General features: G+C 72.8%; 29 protein-coding genes and 1 pseudogene. 14 read left to right on the top strand and 16 right to left on the bottom strand.

Translation table 11 applies throughout. From position 1 onward, the window contains the following. Nucleotides 1-215 precede the first annotated feature (215 nt). On the top strand, nt 216-971 hold the full coding sequence (locus GKC29_RS26560; protein ID WP_155333411.1) for an alpha/beta fold hydrolase: 756 nt from the start codon (nt 216-218) through the stop codon (nt 969-971). 152 nt (nt 972-1,123) lie between these two features. After that, nucleotides 1,124-1,318: pseudogene (locus GKC29_RS26555) on the top strand (VOC family protein); the annotation flags it as partial. A gap of 61 nt (nt 1,319-1,379) precedes the next feature. Here GKC29_RS26555 and GKC29_RS26550 read toward each other — a convergent pair. From GKC29_RS26550 to GKC29_RS26520, 7 genes are all read right to left on the bottom strand, one after another. Further along, complete coding sequence (locus GKC29_RS26550) at nt 1,380-2,234, bottom strand: hypothetical protein (RefSeq protein WP_155333410.1); 855 nt, start codon at nt 2,232-2,234, stop codon at nt 1,380-1,382. Between the two features lie 155 nt (nt 2,235-2,389). Beyond that, the gene (locus GKC29_RS26545) at nt 2,390-3,268 is read right to left on the bottom strand and encodes a hypothetical protein (RefSeq protein WP_155333409.1); all 879 of its coding nucleotides are present in this window, start codon (nt 3,266-3,268) and stop codon (nt 2,390-2,392) included. Between the two features lie 88 nt (nt 3,269-3,356). After that, nucleotides 3,357-3,635 carry a hypothetical protein gene (locus GKC29_RS26540; protein WP_155333408.1) on the bottom strand — a complete coding sequence of 93 codons (279 nt, stop codon included), beginning with the start codon at nt 3,633-3,635 and terminating at the stop codon, nt 3,357-3,359. A 244-nt stretch (nt 3,636-3,879) separates the two neighbouring features. Further along, entirely contained in the window at nt 3,880-5,949 is a 2,070-nt protein-coding gene (locus GKC29_RS26535; RefSeq protein WP_155333407.1) for a 3-hydroxyacyl-CoA dehydrogenase NAD-binding domain-containing protein, read from the bottom strand. Continuing rightward, nucleotides 5,946-7,139, bottom strand: coding sequence for a thiolase family protein (locus GKC29_RS26530; protein ID WP_155333406.1), 1,194 nt, complete (start codon nt 7,137-7,139; stop codon nt 5,946-5,948). Before GKC29_RS26530 ends, GKC29_RS26535 begins: the two co-directional genes overlap by 4 nt. 172 nt (nt 7,140-7,311) lie before the next feature. Then, entirely contained in the window at nt 7,312-8,703 is a 1,392-nt protein-coding gene (locus GKC29_RS26525; RefSeq protein ID WP_155333405.1) for a ribonuclease D, read from the bottom strand. Between the two features lie 165 nt (nt 8,704-8,868). Further along, complete coding sequence (locus GKC29_RS26520) at nt 8,869-9,441, bottom strand: DUF3000 domain-containing protein (RefSeq protein ID WP_155333404.1); 573 nt, start codon at nt 9,439-9,441, stop codon at nt 8,869-8,871. Nucleotides 9,442-9,663: 222 nt separating this feature from the next. Here GKC29_RS26520 and hemE point away from each other — a divergent pair, with 222 nt between their 5' ends. Genes hemE through hemQ form a run of 3 tightly spaced genes read left to right on the top strand, consistent with a single transcriptional unit; the run spans nt 9,664 to nt 12,874 of the window. Continuing rightward, nucleotides 9,664-10,761 carry a uroporphyrinogen decarboxylase gene (gene hemE / locus GKC29_RS26515; RefSeq protein WP_155333403.1) on the top strand — a complete coding sequence of 366 codons (1,098 nt, stop codon included), beginning with the start codon at nt 9,664-9,666 and terminating at the stop codon, nt 10,759-10,761. 5 nt (nt 10,762-10,766) lie between these two features. Then, a complete protein-coding gene (gene hemG, locus GKC29_RS26510; RefSeq protein ID WP_155333402.1) occupies nt 10,767-12,176 on the top strand; it encodes a protoporphyrinogen oxidase in 1,410 nt (469 codons plus the stop codon). Then, a complete protein-coding gene (hemQ, locus tag GKC29_RS26505) occupies nt 12,173-12,874 on the top strand; it encodes a hydrogen peroxide-dependent heme synthase (RefSeq protein WP_155333401.1) in 702 nt (233 codons plus the stop codon). Before hemG ends, hemQ begins: the two co-directional genes overlap by 4 nt. Before the next feature lie 285 nt (nt 12,875-13,159). On the opposite strand, the gene GKC29_RS26500 is transcribed toward hemQ, so the two are convergent. The 5 genes from GKC29_RS26500 to GKC29_RS26480 all read right to left on the bottom strand — a co-directional run bounded on the left by GKC29_RS26500 (nt 13,160) and on the right by GKC29_RS26480 (nt 16,673). After that, nucleotides 13,160-14,269 (bottom strand): lytic polysaccharide monooxygenase, encoded by a 1,110-nt coding sequence (locus GKC29_RS26500; protein ID WP_155333400.1) that lies wholly within the window; start codon nt 14,267-14,269, stop codon nt 13,160-13,162. 120 nt (nt 14,270-14,389) lie between these two features. After that, complete coding sequence (locus GKC29_RS26495) at nt 14,390-14,836, bottom strand: GNAT family N-acetyltransferase (RefSeq protein WP_155333399.1); 447 nt, start codon at nt 14,834-14,836, stop codon at nt 14,390-14,392. Nucleotides 14,837-14,873: 37 nt separating this feature from the next. Further along, nucleotides 14,874-15,746, bottom strand: coding sequence for a cytochrome c biogenesis CcdA family protein (locus GKC29_RS26490; RefSeq protein WP_155333398.1), 873 nt, complete (start codon nt 15,744-15,746; stop codon nt 14,874-14,876). Nucleotides 15,747-15,752: 6 nt separating this feature from the next. Then, nucleotides 15,753-16,298: a redoxin domain-containing protein gene (locus GKC29_RS26485; protein ID WP_155334357.1), complete on the bottom strand. Its 546-nt coding sequence runs from the start codon at nt 16,296-16,298 to the stop codon at nt 15,753-15,755. 114 nt (nt 16,299-16,412) lie between these two features. Beyond that, nucleotides 16,413-16,673 carry a Prokaryotic metallothionein gene (locus GKC29_RS26480; protein WP_155333397.1) on the bottom strand — a complete coding sequence of 87 codons (261 nt, stop codon included), beginning with the start codon at nt 16,671-16,673 and terminating at the stop codon, nt 16,413-16,415. 156 nt (nt 16,674-16,829) lie between these two features. Between GKC29_RS26480 and GKC29_RS26475 the strand changes: the two genes are divergently transcribed. From GKC29_RS26475 to GKC29_RS26465, 3 genes are all read left to right on the top strand, one after another. Continuing rightward, on the top strand, nt 16,830-17,105 hold the full coding sequence (locus GKC29_RS26475; RefSeq protein ID WP_155333396.1) for an isoamylase early set domain-containing protein: 276 nt from the start codon (nt 16,830-16,832) through the stop codon (nt 17,103-17,105). Between the two features lie 130 nt (nt 17,106-17,235). Then, nucleotides 17,236-17,970, top strand: a complete 735-nt coding sequence (locus GKC29_RS26470) for a lytic polysaccharide monooxygenase (RefSeq protein ID WP_155333395.1) — start codon at nt 17,236-17,238, stop codon at nt 17,968-17,970. Nucleotides 17,971-17,975: 5 nt separating this feature from the next. Continuing rightward, nucleotides 17,976-18,581, top strand: a complete 606-nt coding sequence (locus GKC29_RS26465; RefSeq protein WP_370463281.1) for a DUF305 domain-containing protein — start codon at nt 17,976-17,978, stop codon at nt 18,579-18,581. A 28-nt stretch (nt 18,582-18,609) separates the two neighbouring features. Here the strand turns inward: GKC29_RS26465 and msrB are convergent, their stop codons facing one another. After that, a complete protein-coding gene (msrB, locus tag GKC29_RS26460; protein ID WP_155333394.1) occupies nt 18,610-19,020 on the bottom strand; it encodes a peptide-methionine (R)-S-oxide reductase MsrB in 411 nt (136 codons plus the stop codon). A 47-nt stretch (nt 19,021-19,067) separates the two neighbouring features. Here msrB and ligD point away from each other — a divergent pair, with 47 nt between their 5' ends. The 4 genes from ligD (at nt 19,068) to GKC29_RS26440 (ending at nt 22,478) form a co-directional block, all read left to right on the top strand. Then, on the top strand, nt 19,068-20,105 hold the full coding sequence (gene ligD / locus GKC29_RS26455; RefSeq protein ID WP_155333393.1) for a non-homologous end-joining DNA ligase: 1,038 nt from the start codon (nt 19,068-19,070) through the stop codon (nt 20,103-20,105). 521 nt (nt 20,106-20,626) lie between these two features. Then, the gene (locus tag GKC29_RS26450; RefSeq protein ID WP_155333392.1) at nt 20,627-21,373 is read left to right on the top strand and encodes a GntR family transcriptional regulator; all 747 of its coding nucleotides are present in this window, start codon (nt 20,627-20,629) and stop codon (nt 21,371-21,373) included. A gap of 83 nt (nt 21,374-21,456) precedes the next feature. Beyond that, a complete protein-coding gene (locus tag GKC29_RS26445) occupies nt 21,457-21,939 on the top strand; it encodes a hypothetical protein (protein WP_155333391.1) in 483 nt (160 codons plus the stop codon). A 110-nt stretch (nt 21,940-22,049) separates the two neighbouring features. After that, nucleotides 22,050-22,478, top strand: coding sequence for a hypothetical protein (locus GKC29_RS26440; protein WP_155333390.1), 429 nt, complete (start codon nt 22,050-22,052; stop codon nt 22,476-22,478). A gap of 22 nt (nt 22,479-22,500) precedes the next feature. Here GKC29_RS26440 and GKC29_RS26435 read toward each other — a convergent pair whose 3' ends face one another. Continuing rightward, the gene (locus GKC29_RS26435; protein ID WP_155333389.1) at nt 22,501-22,944 is read right to left on the bottom strand and encodes a GNAT family N-acetyltransferase; all 444 of its coding nucleotides are present in this window, start codon (nt 22,942-22,944) and stop codon (nt 22,501-22,503) included. A gap of 74 nt (nt 22,945-23,018) precedes the next feature. On the opposite strand from GKC29_RS26435, the gene GKC29_RS26430 reads away from it, so the two are divergent. Then, entirely contained in the window at nt 23,019-23,531 is a 513-nt protein-coding gene (locus tag GKC29_RS26430) for a potassium channel family protein (protein WP_155333388.1), read from the top strand. Here GKC29_RS26430 and GKC29_RS26425 read toward each other — a convergent pair. Then, the gene (locus GKC29_RS26425) at nt 23,458-24,999 is read right to left on the bottom strand and encodes an alpha/beta hydrolase (RefSeq protein WP_370463373.1); all 1,542 of its coding nucleotides are present in this window, start codon (nt 24,997-24,999) and stop codon (nt 23,458-23,460) included. The two genes, GKC29_RS26430 and GKC29_RS26425, sit on opposite strands and share 74 nt — an antisense overlap. Nucleotides 25,000-25,088: 89 nt before the next feature. After that, entirely contained in the window at nt 25,089-26,198 is a 1,110-nt protein-coding gene (locus GKC29_RS26420; protein WP_155333386.1) for an ATP-dependent DNA ligase, read from the bottom strand. A gap of 136 nt (nt 26,199-26,334) precedes the next feature. Between GKC29_RS26420 and GKC29_RS26415 the strand changes: the two genes are divergently transcribed. After that, entirely contained in the window at nt 26,335-26,547 is a 213-nt protein-coding gene (locus GKC29_RS26415) for a hypothetical protein (protein WP_155333385.1), read from the top strand. The last annotated feature ends 10 nt before the right edge of the window (nt 26,548-26,557 follow it).

Genomic DNA, 26,557 nt, shown 5'->3' with positions numbered 1-26,557 from the left:
TAAGGCAGGTGCAGGGCGGCGGCGACAATGTCGCCAATCCCAATGGGATGGCGGTGCTGTGGCGCATGGCTTGCGTCTGCTTTCTCCGGGCGGCCGTGGTCGCCCCATTCTTGGGAATTCGGGGTGCGTGTGACCAGGACATCGTTACCGAGATGCAGGTGGGCGCCGATACCCAGCTGCCCTCGTCAACACGTTTTCTACCTTGACGACGGTCGGTGCGGATCAATCATCCACCGGAAATTGCCATGCCGGTGACAGCGCTGGACGGTGACAATGGCGTCATGAGCACTTCACGCGATCCGATCATGTTCCTCAGCGGCGCCGGGCTTCCCGCCTGGATCTGGGATGACGTCCGCCGCGACCTCGGCGAAGGGCAGCAGACCTTTGTCGCATCCCGACCGCAGGGTGGCCGAGCGCGGTTGCGCGACTACGCCCAGGCGGTGATCGACTCCGCTCCGCCGGGTAGGTACGCGATCGTCGCGCACTCGGCCGGTGGTGTGATCGGCGCCGAAGTCGCCCGGCTCGCACCCGAACGCGTCAGCGCGTTCCTGGCGATCAGTGCCGTGATCCCGCAGCCAGGAGGATCGTTCATCTCGGCGATGCCGGTACCGAACCGGTGGGTGCTCAGTGCCGCGATGCGATTCGCCGGGACCCGGCCCCCGGACTCGGCGATCAGACGTGGCCTCGCCCATGGCCTGGACGACGATGTCGCCGACCGCATCATCGCCGGCTTCACCCCCGAGTCACCCGCCCTCTACCGGGACCGGACCGCTCACCGGTCGTGGAACGGGTGGCGCGGCTACCTGACCACCAACAACGACCGGGAGCTGCCCATGGCGCTGCAACAACGATGCGCCCAGCGACTCGGCGCCGCCTGGCAGAACGACCTGAATACGGGGCACCTGCCGATGCTCGAAGACCACCAAGCCGTCGCCGCTGCAATCACGCGATTCCTCGATGCCCGGCCGTGACACCGAACGACCGACGGGCAGAGAGCCTTTGCCAGGGCTGGCGGTCGAGCAACTCGAGCTGCACCGAGCCGAGGAACGACTCGACCATGCAGTCGTAGCAGTCACCGATGGAGCCCATCGAGCCGAGCAGCCCGGCGGTGCGAAGCCGTGAGACGGTGAAAAACCGCCTGCACCTCGACCTGGAACCGACCGACCGGACCCGCGACGAGGAGGCCGCCCGCCTGCTCGGGATCGCCGCGACGCACGTCGCCGATCGCACCCGCCCGGACGGCTCGGGTCAAGTCGTGCTCGCCGACCCGGAGGGCAACGAGTTCTGCGTCCTGCGCAGCGCCGCCGCTCAGGGCTGAGGCACTGACGGGCCGGGCCCCGCCCAGGTGGTGGGCGGGGCCCGGTCGGTCCGGTTCGACGTCAGGACTTCTGCTCGATCTGGCCGCGCATCGTGGCCAGCTCCTTCTGCACGTCCGCGCCTGTCTTGAAGTAGACCATGATCATGCCGAGGCTGCCCTTGTCGCTCCAGACGCAGACGCCGATCGGGACGCCCTTGGCCTGGGCATCGCCGCACTTGGCCTCCCCGCCGAGCGGTCCCGGGTCCACCGAGGACATCTCACCGACCTGGACATCGCTCTGCCGGGCTCCGGTGATCGTCTCGTCGAGGGTCTTGGTCGGGTCGGTGTTGAGGCCCGAGGCGGCAGCCACCATCACCAGGTCCTGTTTCGCGGGGTCACCGTAGAAGGCCCCGACGGTGCTCGTGGCGTCCGGAAGGGACTTGTTCAGCTCGGCCTCCAACTGCCGGCTGATGTCCTGGAGGTTGGCGTCGGTGACCTTCGGCCGGCCGGCGAGCGTGTCCGGCTCGACGACCCGGATCTTCGTGGCGTCGACGGTCTCCTTGACCTCGTCCTTGACGGCGAAGAAGGCGACCGCGGCCCCGCCCAGACAGAGCACGAGCACGGCCGCGAGCACGATCAGCAGGACCTTGCCGGCCGACCGCTTTTTCGGCGGCGGCGCCGCGCCGAACGGCTGACCGGGCGCGCCTGGTACGGGCGGCGGGAAGCCGCCGGGCTGCTGCTGCGGCGGCGGGTACCCGCCGGGCTGCTGGCCCGCCGGGTACGCGCCCGGCTGCTGGGGTGTCGGGTATCCGCCGGGCTGCTGGCCTGTCGGGTACGCGCCCGGCTGCTGCGGGGGCGGGTAGGCGCCCGGCTGTGCGCCGTACGGGGCGCCGCTGCCCGGCTGGGAAGGGTACGGATTGACTGGCGGCTGGGACATGGTCAGCTCCAGGTCTTCGACAACGCGACGCGTGAGCTTAGCGAGCGTGGTCCCGGTGCCACCGTCCGCCGCCCGCCAAGGTGATCAATTTCGCCGGTGGGCCGGGCGGGTCGGCGTCCCCGTCGAGATGCCGACCCCGCCGCGGCCCCCACTGGTCAGGAGCGCTTCTCGACCTGCCCCCGGATCGAGGCGAACTCGGACTTCGCCTTGCTGGCGGACGAGAAGAACATCACGATCATGCCCACGCTGCCCTGGTCGGCCCAGACGCAAACGCCGAGGTCGATGTCGGAGGCGCTGCCGTCGCCGCACTTCGCCACGCCGCCGAGCGGGCCGGGGGACACGGTGGACATCCGCCGGACGTTCAGCTCGGCGGAGAGCGCCTTGACGGCGTCGTCCAGCTCCCGCTTGGGGTCGAGGACGAAACCCGAGGCGCCGGCGATCATCACCATGTCCTGCTTCTCCGGGCTGCCGTAGAAGGCGCCGACCGCGCCGCTCTCGCTGCGTACCGTCGACTTCATGTCCCGGACCATCTCGTCGGCCAGGGCTCGCAGCTCCGGGTCGGTGCTCTTCGCCCGCCCACCGAGGGTCTTCGGCGCGACGAGCCGGATGCGCGGCTCGGCGCTGGGCTCGGCCGACGGGGTCTCCTCCTCGGCGGCGGCACGCGGCGTGGCGTCCCCGCTGGGGGCCGAGGACGGCACCGGTGCGGGGTCCTCGTCACTCCCGGACAGGGCGACGTAGGCGAGGCCGCCACCGCCGAGGCACAGCACCAGCAGGCCCACCAGGCCCAGCGACAGCACCAGCGGAAGCTTGGACCGCCGGGCCGGCGCGCCGCCGGGCTGCGGTGGGGGAAACGCGCCCGGTTGCGGGTACGGCGTGCTTTCGGCCGGCTGGCCGTAGCCGGGCACCCCGGAGGTCGGCTGGCCGTAGGAGGGGCCACCGGAGGTCGGCTGGCCGTACCCCGGACCGCCGGAGGTCGGCTGGCCGTACCCCGGACCGCTGGTCGGCCGGTCGGCCGGGGGAATCGCGGCGAACACCTGGGTGGGCTGGTCGGCGGGTGCGGACGGCCGCGATCCCGGCTGCGGGCCGGGCCAACCGCCCGCGGCGGGGGCCGGTGGGTTCCCGCTACCCGCGGGCGGCCATGTCTCCGCCGGTGGTTGCCAGCCGCCGGCCGGGGTGGGCGGCGGTGTGGCCTCCGGCCAGGAGCGCGTCGGCGTGGTCTGCGGCGAGGTCGGCCAGGCGGCCGTCGGCGGAGCTGCGGGCCGGGTCGGGTCGGCCCAGCCCGCCGGCGGCGGCGGTGGCTGCCAGCCGCCCGCCGGCCCGGCGCCACCCGCGGGGGGCGAGCCGGGTGCCGGCGGCCAGCCACCCGGCTGCGGCTCGTGGGCACCGGCGTGCGACCCCCACTGGCCCGGGGGCGGAGGCGGCGGGACAGCGGGCGGGGAACCGGGGTGCGAGCCGCGCTCCGGTTGCCCGGACCAGGGGTCGACCGGCGGTGAGGACATGACATCAGCTCCAGGCGCGAAGATGCGAACGGGTGATCGTAGCGGGCGCGCCGGCGGTTCCGCTGCCCCGGACCACGCCGTGGAACGGCGATCGCGGTGGCCGCCGGAGGGGCGGCCACCGCGATCGCGGTGGAGCGGAGGACGTCCTACTTGGACAGGCTGGCCGCGCCGAGCGGCAGGAACCGCTTGCCGGTGACCCGCTCGGAGGTGCCGGTCCGGTCCAGGTACGGCGTGACGCCGCCCAGGTGGAACGGCCAGCCGGCCCCGAGGATCATGCACAGGTCGATGTCCTGCGCCTCGGCGACCACGCCCTCGTCGAGCATCAGCCGGATCTCCTGGGCCAGCGCGTCGAGCGCGTTCTGCCGGACCTGCTCCGCGGTGAGCGGCTGGTCGCCGACGACGAGCAGCTTCGCCACCTCGGCGTTGATCTCGTCGTCCACGACGATCGGCTGGCCGGAGTCGGCGATCCGCTTCAGGTTCTCGCTGACGCCGAACCGGTCCGGGAACGCCGCGTGCAGGGTGCCGCCGACGTGGTACGCCACGGCGGGCCCGACGAGCTGGAGCAGCGCCAGGGGGCGCATCGGCAGGCCCAGCGGGTCCAGCGCGCTGTTCGCCACGTCCAGCGGGGTGCCGGCGTCGACGGCGGCGAAGACGGTGCCGAGGAACCGGGTGAGCAGCCGGTTGACCACGAACGCCGGGGCGTCCTTGACCAGCACCGACGACTTCTTCAGCTGCTTGCCGACCGCGAACGCGGTCGCCAGCGTGACGTCGTCGGTCCGCTCGCCGCGGACGATCTCCAGCAGCGGCATCATCGCGACCGGGTTGAAGAAGTGGAAGCCCACCACCCGCTCCGGGTGCTCGAGGTCCTCCGCCATCGCCGTCACCGACAGCGAGCTGGTGTTGGTGGCCAGCACCGCCTCGGGCTTGACGATCTTCTCCAGTTCGGCCCAGACCTGCTTCTTGACGTTCAGGTCCTCGAAGACCGCCTCGATCACGAAGTCGGCGTCGGCGAAGACCGACTTGTCGACCGAGCCGCTCACCAGGCCGTACAGCTTGGCGGCGGTGCCCTTGTCCATCCGGCCCTTGCTGACCGACTTCTCGATCTGCTGGTGCACGTACGCCACGCCCTTGTCGACCCGGGCCTGGTCCAGGTCGGTCATGACGACCGGCACCTGGAGGCGGCGGGCGAAGAGCAGCGCGAGCTGGCTGGCCATCAGGCCGGCACCGACGATGCCGACCTTGGTGACGGGACGGGCGAGGCCCTTGTCCGGCGCGCCCGCCGGTCGCTTGGCCCGCCGCTGCACCAGGTCGAACGCGTACAGGCCGCTGCGCAGCTCCTCGGAGAAGACCAGGTCCGCGAGGGCCTCGTCCTCGGCGGCGGTGCCCGCGGCGAAGTCCGCGTCCTTCGCCGTCTCCAGCAGGTCCAGCGCCTTGTACGCGGCCGGGACCGCACCGTGCAGCCGCTGGTCCAGGGTCTGCCGGGCGAAGTAGAGCACACCGCCCCACATGTCCTTGTCGACCTCGGGCCGCGTCACGGTGACGTCGCCGCGGACCACGCCGGCGGCCCACTCCAGGGACCGCTCCAGGAAGTCCGCCGGCTCCAGCAGGACGTCGGCGATGCCCATCTCGGTGGCCTGCTTCGGCTTGAGCATCTTGTTCTGCATCAGCGGGTTCTGGATGATCACCTGGGTCGCCGCCGGGATGCCGATGAGGTTCGGCAGCAGCTGCGTACCGCCCCAGCCGGGAATGAGGCCGAGCGAGACCTCGGGCAGCGCGAGGGCCGCCGCGCCGGCCGACAGCGTCCGGTAGTGGCAGTGCAGGGCCAGCTCCAGACCGCCGCCCATCGCCGCGCCGTTGACGAACGCGAAGGTCGGGATCCCGCTGTCCTTGAGCCGGGCGAAGACCCGGTGGCCGAGCCGGCCGATCTCCAGGGCCTGCTCGCGGTCCGCGAGCAGTGGCAGGCCGGTGATGTCCGCGCCCACGCAGAAGATGTACGGCTTGCCGGTGACCGCGATGAACGCCGGGTTCGCCGCGAGCGCGGCGGTGATCGCCTCGTCCAGGCTGGTCAGGCCACCCGGGCCGAAGGTGTTCGGCTTGGTGTGGTCGAAGCCGTTGTCCAGGGTGATCAGGGCGGCCGGGCGGTCCAGCCCCGGTACGTTCACCGCGCGCAGCAGCGCCTTGGTGACCACCTCGTTCGGTGCCGCGAGCGCGCTCACTTGTTGCCCTCCCAGTGCGGGTTCTCCCAGATCACGGTGCCGCCCATGCCGATGCCGATGCACATGGCGGTGAGGCCGTAGCGGACCTCGGGGTGCTCGGCGAACTGCCGGGCGAGCTGGGTCATCAGCCGCACACCCGAGGAGGCGAGCGGGTGACCGATGGCGATCGCGCCGCCCCACGGGTTGACCCGGGGGTCGTCGTCGGCGATGCCGAAGTGGTCGAGGAAGGCGAGCACCTGGATGGCGAACGCCTCGTTCAGCTCGAACAGGCCGATGTCGTCGATGGTCAGGCCGGCGATGCGCAGCGCCTTCTCGGTCGACGGGATCGGACCGACGCCCATGACCTCGGGCTCGACGCCGACGAAGCCGTACGACACCAGCCGCATGGCGACGGGCAGGCCCAGCTCGCGCGCGGTCTCCTCGGCGGCGAGCAGGCTTGCGGTGGCGCCGTCGTTGAGGCCGGCCGCGTTGCCCGCGGTGACCTTGCCGTGCGGGCGGAACGGCGTCTTCAGGGAGGCGAGCTTCTCCATCGAGGTGTCCCGGGGAGCCTCGTCCACCGTGGCCAGGCCCCAGCCGGCCTCGGGGTCGCGGATCGCGACCGGCACCAGGTCGTCCTGGAGCTTGCCGTTGGCGTACGCCTTGGCGGTCTTCTGCTGCGAGGCGAGCGCGAACGCGTCGGTGCGCTCCTTGGTGATGTGCGGGACCCGGTCGTGCAGGTTCTCCGCCGTGGAGCCCATGACGAGCGCGGACGGGTCGACGAGCTTCTCGGCGATGATCCGCGGGTTCGGGTCGACGCCCTCACCCATGGGGTGGCGGCCCATGTGCTCGACACCGCCGGCGATGGCGATGTCGTACGCGCCCATGGCGATGCCGCTGGCGACCGTCGTGACCGCGGTCATCGCGCCGGCGCACATGCGGTCGATGGCGAAACCGGGGACCGTCTTGGGGAGGCCGGCCAGCAGGGCGGCGGTCCGGCCGATGGTCAGTCCCTGGTCGCCGATCTGCGTGGTGGCGGCGATGGCGACCTCCTCGACCCGCTCCGGCGGCAGCTGCGGGTTGCGGCGCAGCAGCTCGCGGATGCAGCGGATCACCAGGTCGTCGGCGCGGGTGTTGGCGTACATGCCACCCGCCTTGCCGAACGGGGTACGGACGCCGTCGACGAAGACGACATCCCGAACTTCACGGGGCACTTGGAGCCTCCTAGCCGGCACTGGCGTTTAGTCGGATGCTACTCGCCAGTAACCAACGGGAACACCACCCCCCGTGTGGCCCACCCCACACCTCGCCCGACCGGAGGCCCCGACGAGTTGATCAAGAGGTTCGCGTCAGCGTACCGGCGGGCCGCGGACGCAAACCTCTCGATCAACCGGGCCAGGGAGCGGGCGGTGGGTCGATCAGCGCCTTGGTCAGGGCCGGGAGGAGAAGGTGGATCTGCCACTCCCGGGCGCCGAGGCCGCGAAGGGTCTCCGCCACCGTCCCGTCGGTGACGTCCTCCGGGGGGACCCAGGCGAGGCGGCGCACCGAGTCGGGGGCGATCAGGTTCTCCGGCGGGAGCGTGTGCGCGCCGGCGACCTGGACGACCACCTCCCGGCAGCGGGCCAACCGGGCGGCGGCCACCGGGTCCCGCTCGGCCCACCGGTGCGGTGGCGGCGGGCCCTCGACCGCCGGCGCGACCGGCAGCGCGTCGTCGGGCAGCTTCCGGGCGTCGTCGAGCGCGGCCAACCAGGTGCGGGCCAGCCGACGCACCGACCGGCCGCCGAAACCGGGGAGCGTGAGCAGGGTCTTCTCGTCCTTCGGGTCCAACTCCGCGGCGGCGACGATCGCCGAGTCCGGCAGCACCCGCCCCGGGGCGGCGTCGCGGCGGGCGGCGATCTGGTCCCGCGCGTACCACAGGGACCGGACCCGGGCCTGCGCCCGGGCGCCGCGTACGCGATGGATGCCGGACGTGCGGCGCCATGGCTCGGCGCGGACCCGGGGTGGGCGGGTGCCGTTGCGGATCACCGCGGCGAACTCCTCGGCCGCCCACTCGGACTTGCCCTGCCGGGACAGCTCGGCGTCGAGCGCGTCACGCAGCTCGACCAGCAACTCCACGTCCAGCGCGGCGTACGTCAGCCAGGACTCCGGCAGCGGCCGGCTCGACCAGTCCGCCGCCGAGTGGTGCTTCTCCAGGCTGAAACCGAGTAGCTGCTCGGTGAGCGCGGCGAGGCCGACCCGCTCGAAGCCGGCCAGCCGGGCGGCGAGTTCGGTGTCGAAGAGGCGCCGGGGACGCAGCCCCAGCTCCGCCAGGCAGGGCAAATCCTGGCTGGCCGCGTGCAGCACCCACTCGGCCTCGCCGATGACCTCGTCGAGCGCGGTCAGGTCGGCCAGCGGGAGCGGGTCGATCAGCGCCGTGCCGGCGCCCGCGCGGCGGAGCTGCACCAGGTAGGCGCGCTGGCTGTAGCGGTATCCGGAGGCGCGTTCGGCGTCCAGGGCCACCGGGCCGGTCCCCGCGGCGAAGCGGGCCAGGACCTCCTCGAGTTCTTCCGGCGTGGTCACCGGCTCGGGCGTGCCGTCGCGTGGGGCGGTCAGCGGCACCGGTCCGTCGGCGGGGGCGTCCTCGGGGCGGGCGGCGGAGTCGGTCGGCGGCACGGGCCCGCCGGCGGTCGGGTGGGCCCCCGCTCCCTCCGGCACTGGCAGGGCCGACGGCGGGTGGTGCGGTGTGTCTCCCGGACGACTTTCGGCGGCCCGACGGCGCAGGGGTGGTTCGTCGGTCACCTGACAACCCTATTGCCCGCCGGCCTCCTACCGCGCGCACCCGCCCCCGTAGCGTGTCCCGTCCCGTCTTGCACCCCGCCGATCATGCACGTTCGGCCCCCGTTTCGCCCCTTCTCCGGCAGTTCGTCCCGGGGAGGGTGTGCAGGATCGCGGCGGCCGCCCGGGTCAGGACGGGGAGGTGCGGTGTGGGGTCGGCAGGGCGGTGACGCCGGGTGGTGGCAGGCCGGCCGTCGAGGCGAGGAGGGTGCACCAGGCGTACAGGTGGGGGGCCAGGTCGTCGTCGAGCGGCGTCCAGGAGGCGCGGATCTCGATGTCGCCCGCCGCGGGCGGCCCTGCCAGCTCGCCGAACCGGGTCGACATGGTCTGGGTGACCGTGCCGCCGATCGCCCGGTGTTGGGCGCCCTGCACATCGAGGGCGTCGGTCAGCCACGTCCAACCGACCCCGGGCAGCAGCGGGTCGGCGGCCAGGTCGACCTCCATCTCGGCGGTCACGTACGTGACCAGGCGCAGTGTGCCCTGCCACGCCTCGTGCCCCGCCGGGTCGTGCAGCAGGATCAGCCGGCCGGTGGCCACCTCGTCACCGTCGCGCAGCACGGTGGCGGAGAGCGCGAACGCGTACGGCGCGAGCCGCTGCGGTGCCCCCACCTCCTCGAGCAGGATCTCCGCCCGGGGCGCCGCGGACCGGAGCCCGGCGACCGCGCGGGCGAAGGTCTCCGGGAGCGCGATCGGGGGGGCCATGCCCGAAAGCGTATGCCGCCGCCGACCCGCCGCCCCGGCGGCGCGCCGTGCGCCCCGGCCGCGCCCCGACGATCCCTCGCCCCGCCGGACCGGTGTTAGAAGGGGACCCTTCCTCTACCGCAGCCGTTAACAAGGGGCCCTTCCTTGCACCTGGGCGGAGGCGGCTCACAATTGGTGGCGGTGGCGGTGGGGGGCAGCGAGCGGCGTGGCACGATGGCCGCGATGAGCACCGACACCGCGGGCACCGCCGCCCGAGACGAGGACCCCCGCTCCGGCGGTCCGGCCGACTCAGCCTTCGTCCGGGCGTGCCGGCGCCGACCCGGCCCGCACACCCCGGTCTGGTTCATGCGGCAGGCGGGCCGGTCGCTGCCGGAGTACCGCGAGATCCGGGCCAACGTGGCGATGCTGGAGTCCTGCCGGCGTCCCGACCTGGTCACCGAGATCACCCTTCAGCCGGTCCGCCGGCACGGCGTCGACGCGGCGATCCTGTTCAGTGACATCGTGGTGCCGGTCGCCGCCGCCGGGGTGGACCTGGACATCGTCCCCGGAACCGGGCCGGTGGTGGCCCAGCCGGTCAGCTCCGCCGACGACGTGGCGCGGATCCGCCCGATCACCCGCGACGACGTCTCCTACGTCGACGAAGCGGTGCGGATGCTGGTGAAGGAGCTGGGCGGCACACCGCTGATCGGCTTCGCCGGCGCCCCGTTCACCCTCGCCAGCTACCTGGTCGAGGGCGGTCCCTCGCGTACCCATGCGAAGACCAAGGCCCTCATGTACGGCGACCCGGAGCTGTGGCACGCCCTGGCCGGCCGGCTCGCCGAGGTGACGCTGGCCTTCCTGCGGGTCCAGGTCGACGCCGGCGTCTCCGCGGTGCAGCTCTTCGACTCCTGGGCGGGCGCGCTGTCCGAGGCCGACTACCGGCGCTTCGTCCTGCCGCACTCGCAGGCGGTCCTCGCCGGCCTGGCCGACGCGGGCGTGCCGCGTATCCACTTCGGGGTGGGCACCGGCGAGCTGCTGACCGCCATGGGCGAGGCCGGCGCCGACGTGGTCGGCGTCGACTGGCGTACGCCCCTGGACGAGGCCACCCGCCGGATCGGTCCCGAGCGGGCCGTGCAGGGCAACCTCGACCCGTGCGTGCTGCTCGCCCCCTGGCCGGTCGTGGAGGCGGAGGTCCGGCGCGTGCTGGAGCAGGGCCGGGCCACCCCCGGTCACGTGTTCAACCTCGGCCACGGCGTGCTGCCGGAGACCGACCCCGACGTGCTGACCCGGGTGGTGGCTCTGGTCCACGAGCTGTCCGCCCGCCCGGCCGACCAGGGCTGACCGGCATGGCGGCGCCGTGGCGGGTCGCGGTGGTCGGCGGCGGGATCGCCGGCCTGGCCGCCGCCGTCCGGCTGCGCGACCGCGCCCCCGCCGGCACCGAGATCACGGTGTACGAGCAGAGCGGCGCGCTCGGCGGGAAGCTGCGCACCGGCGAGCTGGCCGGCCAGGCGGTGGAGTTCGGCGCCGAGTCGTTCCTCATGCGGGACCCGGCGGGCGGGGAGTCCGCCGCCGTGGCCCTGGTCCGCCGGCTCGGGCTGGCCGGCCGTGTCGTCCACCCCACCGTGGGGCAGGCCGCGCTCGCCGTCGACGGTGGGCTGCGCCCGATCCCGGGCGGGACGCTGGTCGGCGTACCCGGGGACCTGGCGGCGGTGGCGGCGGTCGCGCGGCCGGCCGCGGACGCCGACCGGGACGCCGGCCGCCCGCTCCTCGGGCCCGACGACGACGTCGCGGTGGGGGCGCTGGTCCGCGCCCGGCTCGGCGACGAGGTGGTCGACCGGCTGGTCGACCCGATGCTCGGCGGCGTCTACGCGGGCCGGGCCGACGACCTGTCGCTGGCCACCACGATGCCCGCCCTCGCCCGGGCGGCCCGGGTGGAGCACACACTGGTCGGCGCGGTACGCGCCGCGCAGGCCGCCGCCCCCCGCGCGCCGGGCGCGCCGGTCTTCGGAACCCTGGCCGGTGGCCTGGGCGCCCTGGTCGAGGCTGCCGCGACGGCCAGCGGGGCGACGATCCGCCGGGACGCGGCGGTCCGCGAGGTGACCCCGGCCGGGGCCGGGTGGCGGCTGACCGTCGGCCCGACCCGCGACGCGCAGCACGTGGACGTCGACGCGGTGGTGCTGGCCGTGCCGGCCCGCCCGGCCGCGCGGCTGCTCGACGCTGTCGCCCCGGAGGCCGCGGCGGCGGTCGGCGGGCTGGACTACGCCAGCGTCGCGCTGGTCACCCTCGCCCTGCCGGAGCCGGCGCTGCCGGCGCTGTCCGGGTTCCTGGTGCCGGCGACCGAAGGGCTGCTCATCAAGGCCTCGACGTTCTTCACCACGAAGTGGGGGCACCTGCGCCGGCCGGACGGGCTCGCCCTGGTCCGCGCGTCGGTCGGCCGGTACGGGGACGAGGCCCAGCTCCAGCGCCCGGACGAGGACCTGGCCGCCACGGTGCACCGGGAACTGTCGGCGGTGCTCGGCGTCCCGCTGCCCGCGCCGGTCGCCGGTCACGTGCAGCGGTGGGGCGGGGCGCTGCCGCAGTACCCGCCCGGCCACCTCGACCGGGTGGCGTCCGCGCGGGCCACGCTGCGCGCGGGCCACCCGACCCTGGCCCTGGCCGGCGCCGCGTACGACGGCGTCGGCATCCCGGTCTGCGTCCGCTCCGGCGCGACGGCGGCCGACGAGATCATCACAGCACTGGGAGGTTCCCGGACATGACCGAGCAGACCAACGCGGCGCGGCTGAAGGAGCTGAACGCCACGATCCGCTACACCATGTGGTCGGTGTACCGGGCCACCAGCCCCCTGCCGTCGCTGCGCGAGAACGTCACCGGCGAGGTCGAGGCGCTCTTCGAGGAGTTGGCCGGCAAGGATGTGACGATCCGGGGCACGTACGACGTTTCCGGCCTGCGCGCCGACGCCGACCTGATGATCTGGTGGCACTCGTCGTCGAGCGACGCGCTCCAGGACGCGTACCAGCGGTTCCGGCGCACCACGCTGGGCCGCGCGATGACCCCGGTGTGGTCGCAGATGGCGCTGCACCGGCCGGCCGAGTTCAACAAGAGCCACATCCCGGCGTTCCTGGCCGACGAGCAGGCCCGCGGGTACGTGTGCGTGTACCCGTTCGTCCGCTCGTACGAGTGGTACCTGCTGCCCGACGCCGAGCGGCGTGAGCTGCTGGCCGAGCATGGCCGGATGGCGCGTGGCTACCCGGACGTGCGGGCCAACACGGTGGCGTCCTTCGCGCTGGGCGACTACGAGTGGATGCTCGCCTTCGAGGCCGACGAGCTGCACCGCATCGTGGACCTGATGCGTGACCTGCGGGGCTCCCGCGCCCGCCTGCACGTTCGCGAGGAGATCCCCTTCTACACCGGCCGTCGCCGCTCCATCGCCGACATCATCACCTGCCTGCCGTGAAAGGAAGGGCCCCTTCTTAACGCCTCCGGTAGAAGAAGGGCCCCCTGTTAACAGCTCGCGGGGGAGCACCGGCTCGCGGTGGTCACGTCGGTCGGGGTCGGCTGGCGCAAGCCTCATCCGGCCGGCGGCGCCGCGAATCCTTGGCCGACCTGCCGAGCTGGTCGGCTCGGCAGGTGACGTTAAGAAGGGGCCCCGTTACGACGCCAGGCGTTAACGGGGGGCCCTTCCTTACCGGTCGGCCGGGGTCGCGCCCGGAGGGAGATGGGCGCGGCCCCGGCCGGGGACTCAGGCGGTCGTGCAGGCCACGACGGGTATCGGGCTCGCGTTGCCCGAGCCGATGAAGCCGAACGTGGTACTGGCACCGGCGCCGAGGCTTCCGTTGTAGTCGACGTTGCGGGCGACGACCGTGTCGCCGGTCCTGGTGACCGTGGCGTTCCAGGCCTGGCTGACCTGCTGGCCGTTGGCGAAGGTCCAGCTCACGCTCCAACCCCGGACGGCCGAGCCGCCGGCGGTCACCGTCACGTCCGCCTGGAACCCCCCGGACCACTGGCTGGTCACCCGGTACGTCGCGGTGCACGCGCCGGCCGGCGGCGGCGTGGTCGGCGGCGGCGTGGTCGGCGGCGGCGTGGTCGGGGGCGGCGTGGTCGGTGGGGGAGTCGTCGGCGGGGGTGTCGTCGGGGGCGGGCTGCTCGGACCGCCATCGAAGTCGACGTCACTGCAGAGGTAGTACGACTGGTCGAGGTGGCTCGCCTGCCAGATCGTGTAGACGACGTGCCGGCCGCTGCGTCCCGGCGCGTTCGCCGGGATCTGGATCGACACGCCGCCACCGCTCTCCGGCGTCCACTGCGCGGCCGGGGTGTTGCCGATCTGGCCGACCAGTTCCAGGTCACTCCACCGCAGCGGCTGGGTGAGCGCGTTGAAGCCCTGCTTCGTCACGTACACCCGGATGTAGTCGGCGCCGTGGCTCGCCTGGTCGTACAGGCGGACGCGGAGGGTGCTGGAGACCGGTGAGGTCTTCCAGGCGCCGACCGCGTCGAGGGCGTTGTACCGGCCGCCCTCGGTCCGGCCGCCGCTGCACAGCTGGCCGTCCGGGATGGCGCCCTGGTGGTTGCCGGCGACGCCCTCGCGGAACAGGCCGTTCCAGTTCCACATGGCGTTCGGGTTGGCCTGCCAGGCCTGCCAGCACATCGGGTCCTCGGTGGCCATCCGGGGATTCTGGAAGTCGCTGCCCCAGCGTTGCCAGCAGCCGTAGTTGCGTGAGGCCGGGTCCACCACGGAACCGTGGGCCGAGACCGGATTGGCCAGCGCGGTGGTCAGCAGGAGGGTGGCGGTCGCCGCGACGGCGAGCAGCCACAGGATGCGGGGTGATCTCAACGATCGGGCGAGGAAGGACATGGGGCCCCCGGGGGAGTGGTCGGATCGACGACGACGCCCGGACGGCTCGGGAGTTGCCCCTCCCGGACCCCGCGTCACCCGCGCGGTTGGCTCCGCCGGCAGACTCCCATACCCATCGGACTACGTCAATGCTTCCCGGCGCATGGGGGTGTGCGGGATGCCGTCCTCGACGTACTCCGGGCCGCTGACCGTGAAGCCGTGCCGCGCGTAGAAGCCGACCAGGTGCGACTGCGCCGCCAGCACGCTGGGGCGGTCGCCGACCTCGGTCAGGGCCGCCGTCATCAGCCGGCCCGCGTACCCGCCGCGGCGCGCCCGCTCGGCCACCACGACCCGGCCGATCCGCGCCACACCGCCCGGATCGGCCAGCATCCGCAGGTACGCCAGCGGCACCCCGTCCTCCTCCAGCCAGACGTGCCGGGTGCCCGGCTCGACGTCGCGGCCGTCCAGTTCCGGGTACGGGCACGCCTGCTCCACCACGAACACGTCGATCCGCAGCCGGAGCAGGTCGTGGAAGGTGCGGGCGGACAGGTCGGCGAAGGCGGCGGAGCGGAGTTCGGTGTGCGGCACCCCGCGATGGTAGGGCGTCTCCGGGCGGGCAGCGGGATCAGGTTGGTGGCCGTCGCGGCGCGCCACGACGGCGTACCACCTGGATGCCGGCGGCGAGCGCGAGCAGCGCGACGACCGCGGCCGCGACCACCCACGGGCCCAGTTCGCCGACCCACGAGCTGATCGCGCTCTGCACCCGGCCCGCGCCCTCGATCACCGGGTCGTCGCCGCCCCCGTTGGCGAACAGCCGGATCTCGTACCAGCCGTACCACGCGACGTAGCCTCCGGTCAGCGCGAGCAGCACGCCGGCGACCCGGCCGAGCAGCGGGCCGGCCCGGCGGGCGCGCCGCACCAGCGACTCCCGCGCCAGCGCCACGGCGAGGGCCGCCGCGCCGACCACCAGACCCATCCCCACGGCGTACGCGACGAACAGGCCGATCCCGGCGCCGGTCGAGCCGGCCCGGAACGCGGCGACCACCACCGCCAGGAACGGCCCGATGGTGCAGCCGAGCGAGGCGATCGCGTACGCGGCGCCGAAGAGCACCATGGACATGAAGCGCAGCCGGACCGCCGGCCCGGTGGCCACCTTCGGGGTGAAGGCGGGCAGTTGCCGGCCGGCGAGCAGCCAGCCGCCCGCCACCACGAGCGCGAGGCCGATCAGCACCGACACCCAGGGCAGCCGGCGGGCGATCGCGTCGGCGGCGGGCGCGGCGAGCAGGCCGAAGGTCCCGAAGACGGCGACGAACCCGAGGGTCATCGCCCCGGTGAGCGCCAGCGCCCGGGCCACCGGGGCGAGCGGCCCGCGGTCGGCCGCCGGGCCGTCCCCCAGCACCAGCACCGACAGGTACGCCGGCAGCAGCGCGAAGCCACACGGGTTGATCGCGGCGAGCAGCCCGGCTCCGAGCGCCAGGCCGTACGGGGCGTCTGGCATTGACGTTCAGCTCAGGCCGTTGATGCGCTGGCGGGCCTCGGTCGTGCTGAGCGGGCCGGAGTGCACGACCTTGCCGGTGGAGTCCAACAGCACCCAGTACTCCTGGGTGGTCACGTCGAACTTCCGCCAGACCTCGCCCTTGTCGTCGGCGAGGTTCGGGAAGCCGCCGATGCCGGTGTCGGCGATGAAGCGCTTCATGGCCCCCTCGCCGCTGCCCAGGCCGGCCACGCCGACCAGGTTCGCCTCGGCCGCGGTGTCCCGCTGGATGGCCGCGACGTCGTCGGCGGCGGCGCGGCACCGGGTGCACCAGGCGGCCCAGAACCAGAGCGCGGCCGGCTTGCCGGCCAGGCTGGCCCCCTCGAAGGTCTGCCCGTCGACCGTACGTGCGGTGAACCGGAGCGTCTCCGGCACGCTGGCCGGCGGGGCGCCGGTCGGGCTGGCCGGGGCGCTGGTGGTGGCAGCGCCGCCGGTCGCGGTGGCCGGCGCGGGGGTGCCGGGCGCCCCGGCCTGGTCGTCCGACCCGGCGCAGCCGACGAGGGCGGCGGCGGTCATGGTGATGACGGCCAGGCCGGCGAGGCGGCGCGGGCGGCGTGCCGAGCGTCCGAATTGCATGATCGGATCTTAGTCCGCTGCGCGCCCGGCACCCCTTACCGAAGGGTTACGTCGTCAGGAAGGGCGGGCGCCGACGGCGTCGCGGATCTTGGCGCCCTGCTCGCCTTCCTCGGCGCGGGCGCAGTGCGCGGAGCAGAAGAACCGACCGGACACCTCCACCCCGTGGCCGACGATCTTGACCTGGCAGTGTTCGCAGATCGGCGCCATCTTGTGGATCGCGCACTCGAAGCAGTCGAAGGTGTGCGTGGCGCCGCTGCTCGTATGCACCTCGAACGCCATCCAGTAGTCGTTACCGCAGACCTCGCAGGTCGCCATGACAAACCCCCCGATTGTGGACACGTAACGCAAGCGTCGAACACGTGACACGCTTCGGCAACCGGAACCGGCGAACCTGATCCGGTTCCACGGCGAGTCGTCCTCGGCGTGTCGGCCGTTGGAACCGGTGGAACACCCGACCCCCGGAGGAAAGACGTGATCAAGCGCAACAAGCTCTTCGGCAACCAGACCCGCGTCACCTTCTGCCTCCCCCGGGACGCCCCGCCCGGGACCGTCAGCGTGGTCGGGTGCTTCAACGGCTGGGAGCCCGGTCGGCACGAGTTGGTCACCCGCCGGGACGGCACGCGCACGATCACGGTCAAGCTCGGGCCGGGCGAGTACCGCTTCCGGTACCTCGCCACGGGTGGGGTCTGGCTCGACGATGACTCCGCCGACCGGATCGACGAGCAGGGCAGCCTGCTGCTGCTCTGACCCCGTCCGTCGCGGCAGATACGACTTACCTCCATCGATGTTTTTATCGACAGGGGTCTTTACTGTTAACAAAGTTTAACTTACCTTGGGTGGCATCTTCAGCAGCCTCGTCCGCAAAGGAGATGCCGCCATGCGTCGAAGAGTCACCCTCCCGTTGGTCGCGACGGGCGCCGTGCTGTCCTCCCTGGCCGTCGCCGCGCCGGCCCAGGCACACGGGTACGTGTCCGGCCCGCCCAGCCGGCAGGCGCTCTGTGCGCAGAACCGGGTGCCCGACTGCGGCCAGATCAAATGGGAGCCGCAGAGCGTCGAGGGCCCCAAGGGGCTGCGCAACTGCCACGCCGGGATCGCCCACTTCGCCGTCCTCAACGACGACAGCCGGGGCTGGCCGGCCACCAGCGTCGGCAGCACGGTCACGTTCACCTGGACCAACACCGCCCGGCACGCCACCAGCAACTGGGAGTACTTCATCGGGAACACCCGCGTCGCGGTGTTCAGCGGCGGTGGCCAGCAGCCTCCCGCCACGGTGTCGCACACCGTCAACCTCGGTGGATACTCCGGGCGGCAGAAGGTCCTCGCGGTGTGGAACATCGCCGACACCGCCAACGCCTTCTACTCCTGCGTCGACCTCCAGATCGGAGGCGGCGGCGGACCCACGCCGACCACGCCACCGCCGACCACCCCGCCACCGACCCCGACCGCCGCGCCCACCACCCCCGCCCCGGGCGGCACGTGGACGGCGGGTCGCGCCTACCAGGTCGGTGACCAGGTCACGTACGGCGGAGCCACGTACCGGTGCCGCCAGCCGCACACCGCGCTGCCCGGCTGGGAGCCGCCTTACACCCCGGCCCTGTGGACCCAGGTCTAGAGCCGGTGCCGACCCGGGCCCAACGGGTGCGGCCCGTACCCAGAGCGTGCCGCACCCGCCGACCGCACCTCGGCGCCCTGCTCGCCGTGCTGCTGCTGGCCGGCGGCTGCACCGGCGGCCCGGGCACCGCCGCGCCCGCCCCGCCCCCGGCGAACACGCCCGCGAGCACACCGGTGAGCCTTGCCGGGGTCGACGCCCCGTTCCTCACCGCGATGGTGGCGCACACCGAGCGGACGCTGGAGATCGTCCGCCTGGTCGAGGGGCGGCTGACCGACGCCCAGCTGCGGACCCTGCTCGACGCGATCGAGGCGACCGAGTCCGACGAGCTGCGGACGATGCGAACCTGGCTGCGGGACGCCGGCCGGCCCACGAGCGGGGGCGCGCACGACCACGCCGGGCACGCCGGCGCCGACGACCTCGCCCGCCTGCGCGCCGCGGCCCCGGCCGACGTGGACCGCGAACTCCGCGCGGTGCTCGGCGCCCACCAGCGCGCGGCGGCGGACCTCGCCCACGCGCATCTCACGGTCGGCGGCAGCGCGTCGGTGCGCGAGTTGGCCGAGCGGGTCGCCCGGTCGCGTACGGCGCAGACGGCGCTGCTGACAGACGGCTGACCGGGGGTGGGAGCCCGGAGGCGGACGGTCAGCTCTCGCGCGGTTCGAGCCGGATGGAGACCGAGTTCACGCAGTGCCGGGTGTCCTTCGGGGTGAACCCCTCACCGTGGAACACGTGCCCGAGGTGGCTGTCGCACCGGGCGCACCGGATCTCCGTCCGGACCATGCCGAGGCTGCGGTCCTCGATCTCCTTGACCCGGCCCGGGATGGCGTCGTCGAAGCTCGGCCAGCCGCAGTTCGAGTCGAACTTGGTGTCGCTGGCGAACAGCTCCAGCCCGCAGGCCCGGCAGTGGTAGACGCCGGGCGTCTTGGTGTCCACGTACTCGCCGGTCCACGGGGCTTCGGTGCCGTGCTCCCGCAGCACCCGGAACTCCTCGGGGCTGAGCCGGACCCGCCACTCGTCCTCGGTGCGGGGCAGTTCGGTGTCGTCGAGACTCACCCACCAACGGTACGTCGGATGTCGGAGCCATCGCATAGGGTCGCGGAATGGGTGGCACGAAGGCCGCAGCCGAGGAGATCGAGGTCTCCGGGCACCGCGTCCGGCTGAGCAGTCCGGAACGGTTGATGTTCCCGCAGCGCGGGTTCACCAAGGCCGACGTCTTCCACTACTACCTGGCGGTCGGTGACGGCATCATGCGCGCCCTGCGCGAGCGGCCCACGACCCTGCAACGCTTCCCCGAGGGCATCGAGGGGGAGATGTTCTTCCAGAAGCGGGTGCCGACCCGGGGCGTACCCCCGTGGGTCGAGACCGCGGAGATCAGCTTCCCCAGCGGCCGGACGGCGGCGGAGCTCTGCCCGGCCGACCTGGCCCACGTGGCGTGGGCGGCGCAGATGGGCACGGTGGTCTTCCACCCGTGGCCGGTCCGTGCCGCCGACCCGGACCGCCCCGACGAGCTGCGCGTCGACCTCGACCCGCAGCCCGGCACGGATTTCGCCGACGCCGCCACCGCCGCGGCCGAGCTGCGGGGAATCCTCGACGAGCTGGGGGTCGCCGGCTGGCCGAAGACGTCCGGCGGCCGGGGCGTCCACGTCTACCTGCGCATCCAACCCCGCTGGACGTTCGTCGAGGTGCGCCGGGCGACGATCGCGCTGGCCCGGGAGCTGGAGCGGCGCCGGCCGGAGCTGGTCACCACCGCCTGGTGGAAGGAGGAGCGCGGCACCCGCGTCTTCGTCGACTACAACCAGATGGCGCGGGACCGGACGATCGCGTGCGCGTACTCGCTGCGGGCCAACGCGCGGGCCACCGTCTCCACCCCGCTGACGTGGGACGAGCTGCCCGACGTCGACCCGGACGACTTCGACCTGCGCACCGTCCCGGCCCGGCTGGCTGAGCGGGGCGACCCGCACGCCGGCATCGACGACGCCCCGTGGGACATCACGCCCCTGCTGGAGTGGGCCGAGCGGGACGCCGCCGCCGGGCAGGGCGACATGCCCTATCCGCCGGACCACCCGAAGATGCCCGGTGAGCCGAAGCGGGTCCAGCCCTCCAAGGACCGCGACCGCCCTCGGGGAACCGCTACCTGAGCAGACTTCCCGGCTGGCACAACGCCGACTCGCAGACCGGTTTCCCGGAGCGGCCCAGATCGTGATGTCCGTGGCTCAAAAGTTCCGCTTGATCCCGTACCTCGTGCGACGTTGCTCGCGGAAGACGGCCAAGACATCAGCAGCCTCGTCCAGCCTCGGGCATCCGGTGTCGGTGCAGGCCGGACAGCTGGCCTTCTCGTGTAGGGCAATGCAGTAACCGGCCTGCTCTACGTAGTAGGGAATTTTCGTCAGGACCTCAGGCACCGTCACGGCTTGGCCTGCCGAGATCGTCGCTGTTGGGCCAGACGTTCGGCAGGCGCGGTGTGTATGCCCACGGGAGCCTCCCATGCACGGGTGAGGGTCACCGGCTATCTGGTCGCAGACCGGAAGCAGCCGGTGACGGAGCTACCTCGCAAGTTAGTGCACTAACTTGCGTCGGGCAATGCATCGGCCAAGATTTGGCGCACTAAATCGGATGTGGTCGACTGAGCGCGCAGACCGGAAAGGAGGGCACTTCCTCCATGCCCACAGCCCCCGCTTATCTGCGCATCGCCACAGCCCTGCGCGGCATGATCAGTGGCGGGACGCTTCGTCCCGGCGACAAGCTGCCCACCGAAGCTCAGCTACGGCAACAGTTCGGCGTATCCACGACCGTCGTCAAAGCGGCCCTGTCGATCCTGCAGGGCGAAGGACTGATCGAGGGTCGACGCGGGTCGGGCAACTACGTACGCCAGGTCCGTCGACTCACCCGGCGGGCCCACGGCCGGGACCTGCGCACCGCCACCGGTCCGACCTCACCCTTCGCCCGCGACGCCACCGCCGCCGGCCAGCGGCCTGACTGGGAGCACAGCAGCGAACACACCACCGCTACTCCTGCCGTTGCGGCCAGACTCGGGATCGACCCCGGAGACCCGGTGATGCGCACCCGCTACCGGTTTCGCTCCGACGGTCATCCCATCCAGCTGTCGGAGTCCCACGAACCGCTCGCCATCACCGGAGGGACACCGGTTGAATGGCCCGAGGAGGGCGCGGCGGTGGGCGTGGTGGCCCGTATGGACACGATCGGCGTTCGAATCGACGCGTTCGAGGAGAGAGTCACCACCAGACCGGCCAGCCCAGCGGAGATCGAGGGGCTGGAGCTGACGGCGCGCGGGTCGCACGTTCTCGTCATCGAGCGGACGTACTACGCCGGGCCACTGGCGGTGGAGACTGCCGATATCGTCCTGGGCCCGTACTACGAGGTGGTGTACCGGGTGCCGGTGGACTAGCGTCGGCCCTCGGCCAATCGACATCGAGCGGGGAGAACGTGGGCGCTTCGGGATGGTCGTACAGCGTTACCTACCAGTCGGACGTGGCCACCGCGCTTGAACAGCTACGTCAGGACGTATATGCCGAGGGCGCGTACTACCGCGAGGAGCCCAACCCGCTGTATGCCCTGGCTGAGGACGAGTTTCGCGCCAGACTGGACCCCGCCCACGACGGCAGCGGGATCAACGAGTACCTCCTCGCGGACTGGCGTGCCGCCCAGCGGCGGCCGGAACCGGTCGACCCGGACACACTGTTCGCAGCGCAACCGGAGTCAGGCACGTACTCGATCATCGACATGGTCAACGGAGTCTCGGCTGGACCGGCGCCGTTCACCGTCTCTCCGTTGAACGATGAGCAGACGCTTGAGTTCTTCGGAACCCGAACGCCCACGCCGACCCAGGTCGTCGAGTGGATGAAGGACTTCAACCCATCCTCGATACGCGAACGCTGGCAGGGCGTATACGTCGTAAGCCAGCTCGACGGCCGCCCCGCGCAGATCCACTTCACCGGCTTCTCCGGCGACTGAACCGCACCTTGGGGGCTTCCCGGGACACCTGGTGGGTGGCCGCTACCTGGTGCTCGGCGTCGGCCCGGGCGAGACGTCGGTTCGCCGCGCTGACCGGCAGAATGGGTGGCATGACCCCCTCGACCGGTGTGATCCGACGGCTGGTCGGCGTCTACCACGCCGACGGTGGCCTCCGTGGTGAGCTGGCGTACCTCGTCGGCAAGCTCCGGGGGACCACGGAGTGCGCCCTCTGCGACATCACCCACCGCGGCTTCGGGCCGAAGCGGGAATGGCGGGACGTCGTCCCCACCCTGGGCGTTCCGGTTCAGCTTGTGCACCTCAACGAGCGCAACGCCGACATCCACGCCGCGAGCGAGGGCCGTACGCCCTGCGTGCTCGCCGTGACCGACGGCGGGCCGGTGCTGCTGCTCGGTCCTGCCGAGCTGGCCGAGCTGGACGGCAGCGTGTCGCGGTTCGTCGAGCGGGCCCGGGCCGCCGCCGAGGAAGCGGGCCTGCGCTGGCCCGGGTCGCGGGATGAACGGCCGGCGTCGACGGCCTGACGGCCGACCGCCCCGGGTGGGGTCAGAGCGGTAGCTTCATGCCCTCGTGACTGGCCACGAAGCCGAGGCCCAGGTAGAAGCGGTGCGCGTCGTGGCGGGACTTGTCGGTGGTGAGCTGGACCAGCCCGCAGCCGCGGGCCCGCGCCTGGTCGATCGCCCAGGTCATCATCTGCCGGCCCAGCCCGCGCCCGCGCTGGTCGGAGCGGACACGGACCGCCTCGACGAGCTGCCGCTCGGTGCCGTGCCGGCCCAGCCCCGGGATGTAGGTGAGCTGCATGCAGCCGAGCAGCTCACCGCCGGCGTCGGCGACGATGAGCTGGTTGCGCGGGTCGGCGGTGATGTCGGCGAAGGCGCGCTCGTACCGTTCGTCGACCTCGGTGTGGTCCCGTGTCCGGCCGAGCACGTCGTCGGCGAGCAGGGCGATGACGGCGGGCAGATCGGCCCGGACGGCTTCACGGAAGATCATGCCGCCGAGCCTGACACAGGGACGCCGGCGGATGTGTGAGCGGTGGTTGCGGGTAGCGGGCAGCATGATGCCCCATGGACGTCCTCCTGCTGCCGTTCCGGTGGATCTACCGGGGGCTGGTCTGGTTCGCGAACTCACCCCGGACGTTGATCGCGTCGTACCTGCTGATGATCGTGATCGCCGGCATCATCTACGGCGAGGTGGAGAACCGAAGCCCCGCCGACGCGGTGTGGTGGGCGGTGGTGACCGCCTCCACCGTCGGCTACGGCGACATCTCACCGACCACCTGGGCGGGACGGACCCTCGCCGCGCTGCTCATCTCCACCATGGTGCTGTTGGTCATCCCGCTGATCACCGCCCACTTCGCCAGCCGACTCATCGTGGACGACGACGCGTTCGAGCACGACGAGCAGGAGCAGCTCAAGGCGGACGTACGCCGGATGCGGGCGCTGCTGGAGGAGATCGCCGCGCGGCACGGCATCGAACTGCCCGACCTGCCGCCGGAGCAGCCGGTCAGCGGGCCGGGCAGCGAAGCCCCTCCCTGGGAACGGTCAACGAGATCAGGTAAGCGTCGACCGCCGCGGTGACGCAGGACGTCTGCGGGTAGGCGGTGTGCCCCTCGCCCTCCCAGGTCAGCACCCGGCCCACGCCCAGCATCCCGGCGAGCGCCGGCGTCTGCTCGTACGGGGTCGCCGGGTCCCCGGTGGTGCCGACGACGAGGATCGGCGGCGCGCCCTCCGCCCGCCCGGTCGGGTACGGGTCGCGCCCGCCGGGCCACTCGGCGCAGGTGAGCATGCCGACGGCGAGCGCCGGGCCGAACAGCGGGTACGCCTGGCGCCACCGCGTCTGGAGCTGCCGGATCTGCTCCCGGCTCGGCTTCTCCTCCTCGTCGGCGCAGTTCACCGCGAGGTTGGCGTCGAACAGGTTCGAGTACGTGCCGTCGGGTTCCCGGCCCGCGTACGCGTCGGCGAGGCGGAACACGTCGGTCGGATCGCCGTCCTCCAACTCTTCGATCGCCCCGGCCAGCTCCTGCCAGCCCGCCTCGGTGTAGAGCGAGGAGACCACCGCGTAGAAGATCCACCCCGGCGTCGCCTCCCGGCCGCCGTCACCCCGGACGGGGGAGACCCGCGCCTTGTCGATGGCCGACGTGACGGCCGCGCGGGCATCGGGCGCGATCGGGCAGCGGCCGGCGTTGGCCGCGCACCACCGCGAGAAGTTGTCGAACGCCCGCTCGAAGCCCTTGGCCTGGCTCTCCGAGGACGCGATCAGACCCATTCGCGGGTCGACCGCTCCGTCGAGCACCAGCGCCCGGACCCGCTGGGGGTGGAGTTGGGCGTACGTGGCGCCGAGCAGCGTGCCGTACGAGTAGCCCAGGTAGGTCAGCTTCTCGTCGCCCACCGCCGCCCGGATCGCGTCCATGTCGCGGGCGGCCTGCTCGGTGCCGTACAGCGGCAACTGGTTACCGTACCGCTCCCCGCAGCCGCGCCCGATGCGCTGGTTGAGCGTGACGAAGCCGTCGAACGCCGCCTGGCTCTCCGGATCGGGGTCGTAGCCGAAGCTCGCGTCGAGGTCCTTGTCGGAGATGCACTCCACCGGGCTGGAGCGGGCGACGCCGCGCGGGTCGAAGCCGACGATGTCGAAGCGGTCGGTGATCGAGGCGGGCAGCCCGCCGAGCGCCGCTCCGAAGGACAGGTAGACGGCGGTGTCGACGCCCGAGCCGCCGGGACCGCCCGGGTTGATCAGCAGCGAGCCGATCCGGTCCCGCTGTTTGGTCGACCGAGCCCGCAGCAGCGCGATCTCGAACGTCTCCCCGGCGCCCGGGCCGGAGGTGGCGCCGGTGCCACCACCCCAGTTGCGCGGCACGGCCACGCGGGCGCACTCGTAGCGCATGCCCGGCGCCGTACGGCCGACCAGCTCCTCGGCCACCTCCGGGCAGGCCCGCCAGGTCGCGGCGGCGCCCGGGGCCGCCGCCTCACCCCCGACGTCGGTGCGCGGGGCGAACGCCGGCACGGTGCAGCCGGCGGCGACCAGGATGGCGGCGACCAGGCCGGCCAGCGCCGGAGAGCGTCCGGAACCTCGTTCCGGACGGACTCCTGGCCGGCGGGCGGAAGTGCGGAACACGAGCGCGCCTTTCGTGATCGGGATCAGGCCGGCCCGGACGCGGGGCCGACGCTCGCCGGGTCGCCGCGCAGCACCTGGTCGACGTCGAAACGGACTGGACGGTCGAGCTGGTCGTAGCGGCAGGAGCGGGGGTCCCGGTCCGGCCGCCACCGGACGAAGCGGGCGGTGTGGCGGAACCGGTCACCCTCCATCGCGTCGTAGCCCACCTCGACGACGAGCTCGGGACGCAGCGGCTCCCACTCCAGGTTCTTCCCGCCGGTCCAGCGGCTGACCCCACCCGGGATGCGCTGCCCGCGCTCGTGGTCGCCGTGCACCCACGGATGGTCCGCGCCACCGTCCCGGTACGGCTCGAGCTCCGTCAGCAGCTCCTCGCGCCGGGCCATGGTGAACGACGCGCTCACCCCGATGTGGTGCAGCACGCCCTCGTCGTCGTAGAGGCCGAGCAGGAGCGAGCCGACCACCGGGCCGGACTTGTGCCAGCGGAAACCCGCCACCACGGTGTCGGCGGTGCGCGCGTGCTTGACCTTGAACATCAGCCGCTTGCCCGGTTCGTAGGGCAGGTCGGCCGGCTTCGCGATCAACCCGTCGAGCCCGGCGCCCTCGAACAGGTCGAACCAGCGGTGGGCCGTCTGCGGATCGGTGGTGATCTGGGTGACGTGCACCGGCGGCCGGACCCCGGCCAGCGCCGCCTCGAGCCGGGCCCGGCGCTGCGGGTAGGGCAGGTCGAGGAACGTCTCGTCGTCGAGAGCGAGCAGGTCGAACGCGACGAAGTCGGCGGGGGTGGTCTCGGCCAGCAGCTTCACCCGGGACGCGGCCGGGTGGATGCGCTGGGCCAGCAGCTCGAAGTCGAGCCGGGGCTGACCACCGGGCCCGTCGCGCCGGATCACGATCAGCTCGCCGTCGACCGCGCAGCGCTCGGGCAGCTGCCGGCGGGCCTGCTCGACCACCTCGGGGAAGTAGCGCGTCATCGACTTGCCGCCCCGGCTGGCCAGCTCGACCTCGTCGCCGTCGCGGAACACGATGCACCGGAAGCCGTCCCACTTCGGCTCATACGTCATCCCGGGTGCGGTGGGGACCCGCGGGACGCTCTTGGCGAGCATCGGCTCGACCGGCGGGGTGATCGGCAGCTTCACGGCGACCAGTCAACCAGACGGCACCGACAACCGTGAGGAGGATCACCGCTGGCCGACGGGCGGCCTGTCCCTCGCCGTCCCCCTTCGGCGCTGCCGGGGCAATCGGAAATCCGCAGGTCAGAGCTACTTTCGCCGGGTGCGGGAGTGGGTCTGCGGGTGCTGTGGGCGGTGGCGGGTGAGTGTCGAGCTGATCCGCGGCCGATACCGGTACCGGCTGGTGCACCGCTACCCGGTGCGGTACGGCGGCGGCAAGAACGTGCTCGGCGAGGTCGGCACCGTCGACGAGCTGGCCGAGCTGCTGCGTCGGCACACGCCGCTGGAACTGGCCGACCTGCGCGAGGCCGCCTGACCAGCCGGGA

Source organism: Micromonospora sp. WMMC415 (genome assembly GCF_009707425.1).
GTDB lineage: Bacteria > Actinomycetota > Actinomycetes > Mycobacteriales > Micromonosporaceae > Micromonospora.
This window is presented reverse-complemented; position numbering and strand designations above follow the sequence as displayed.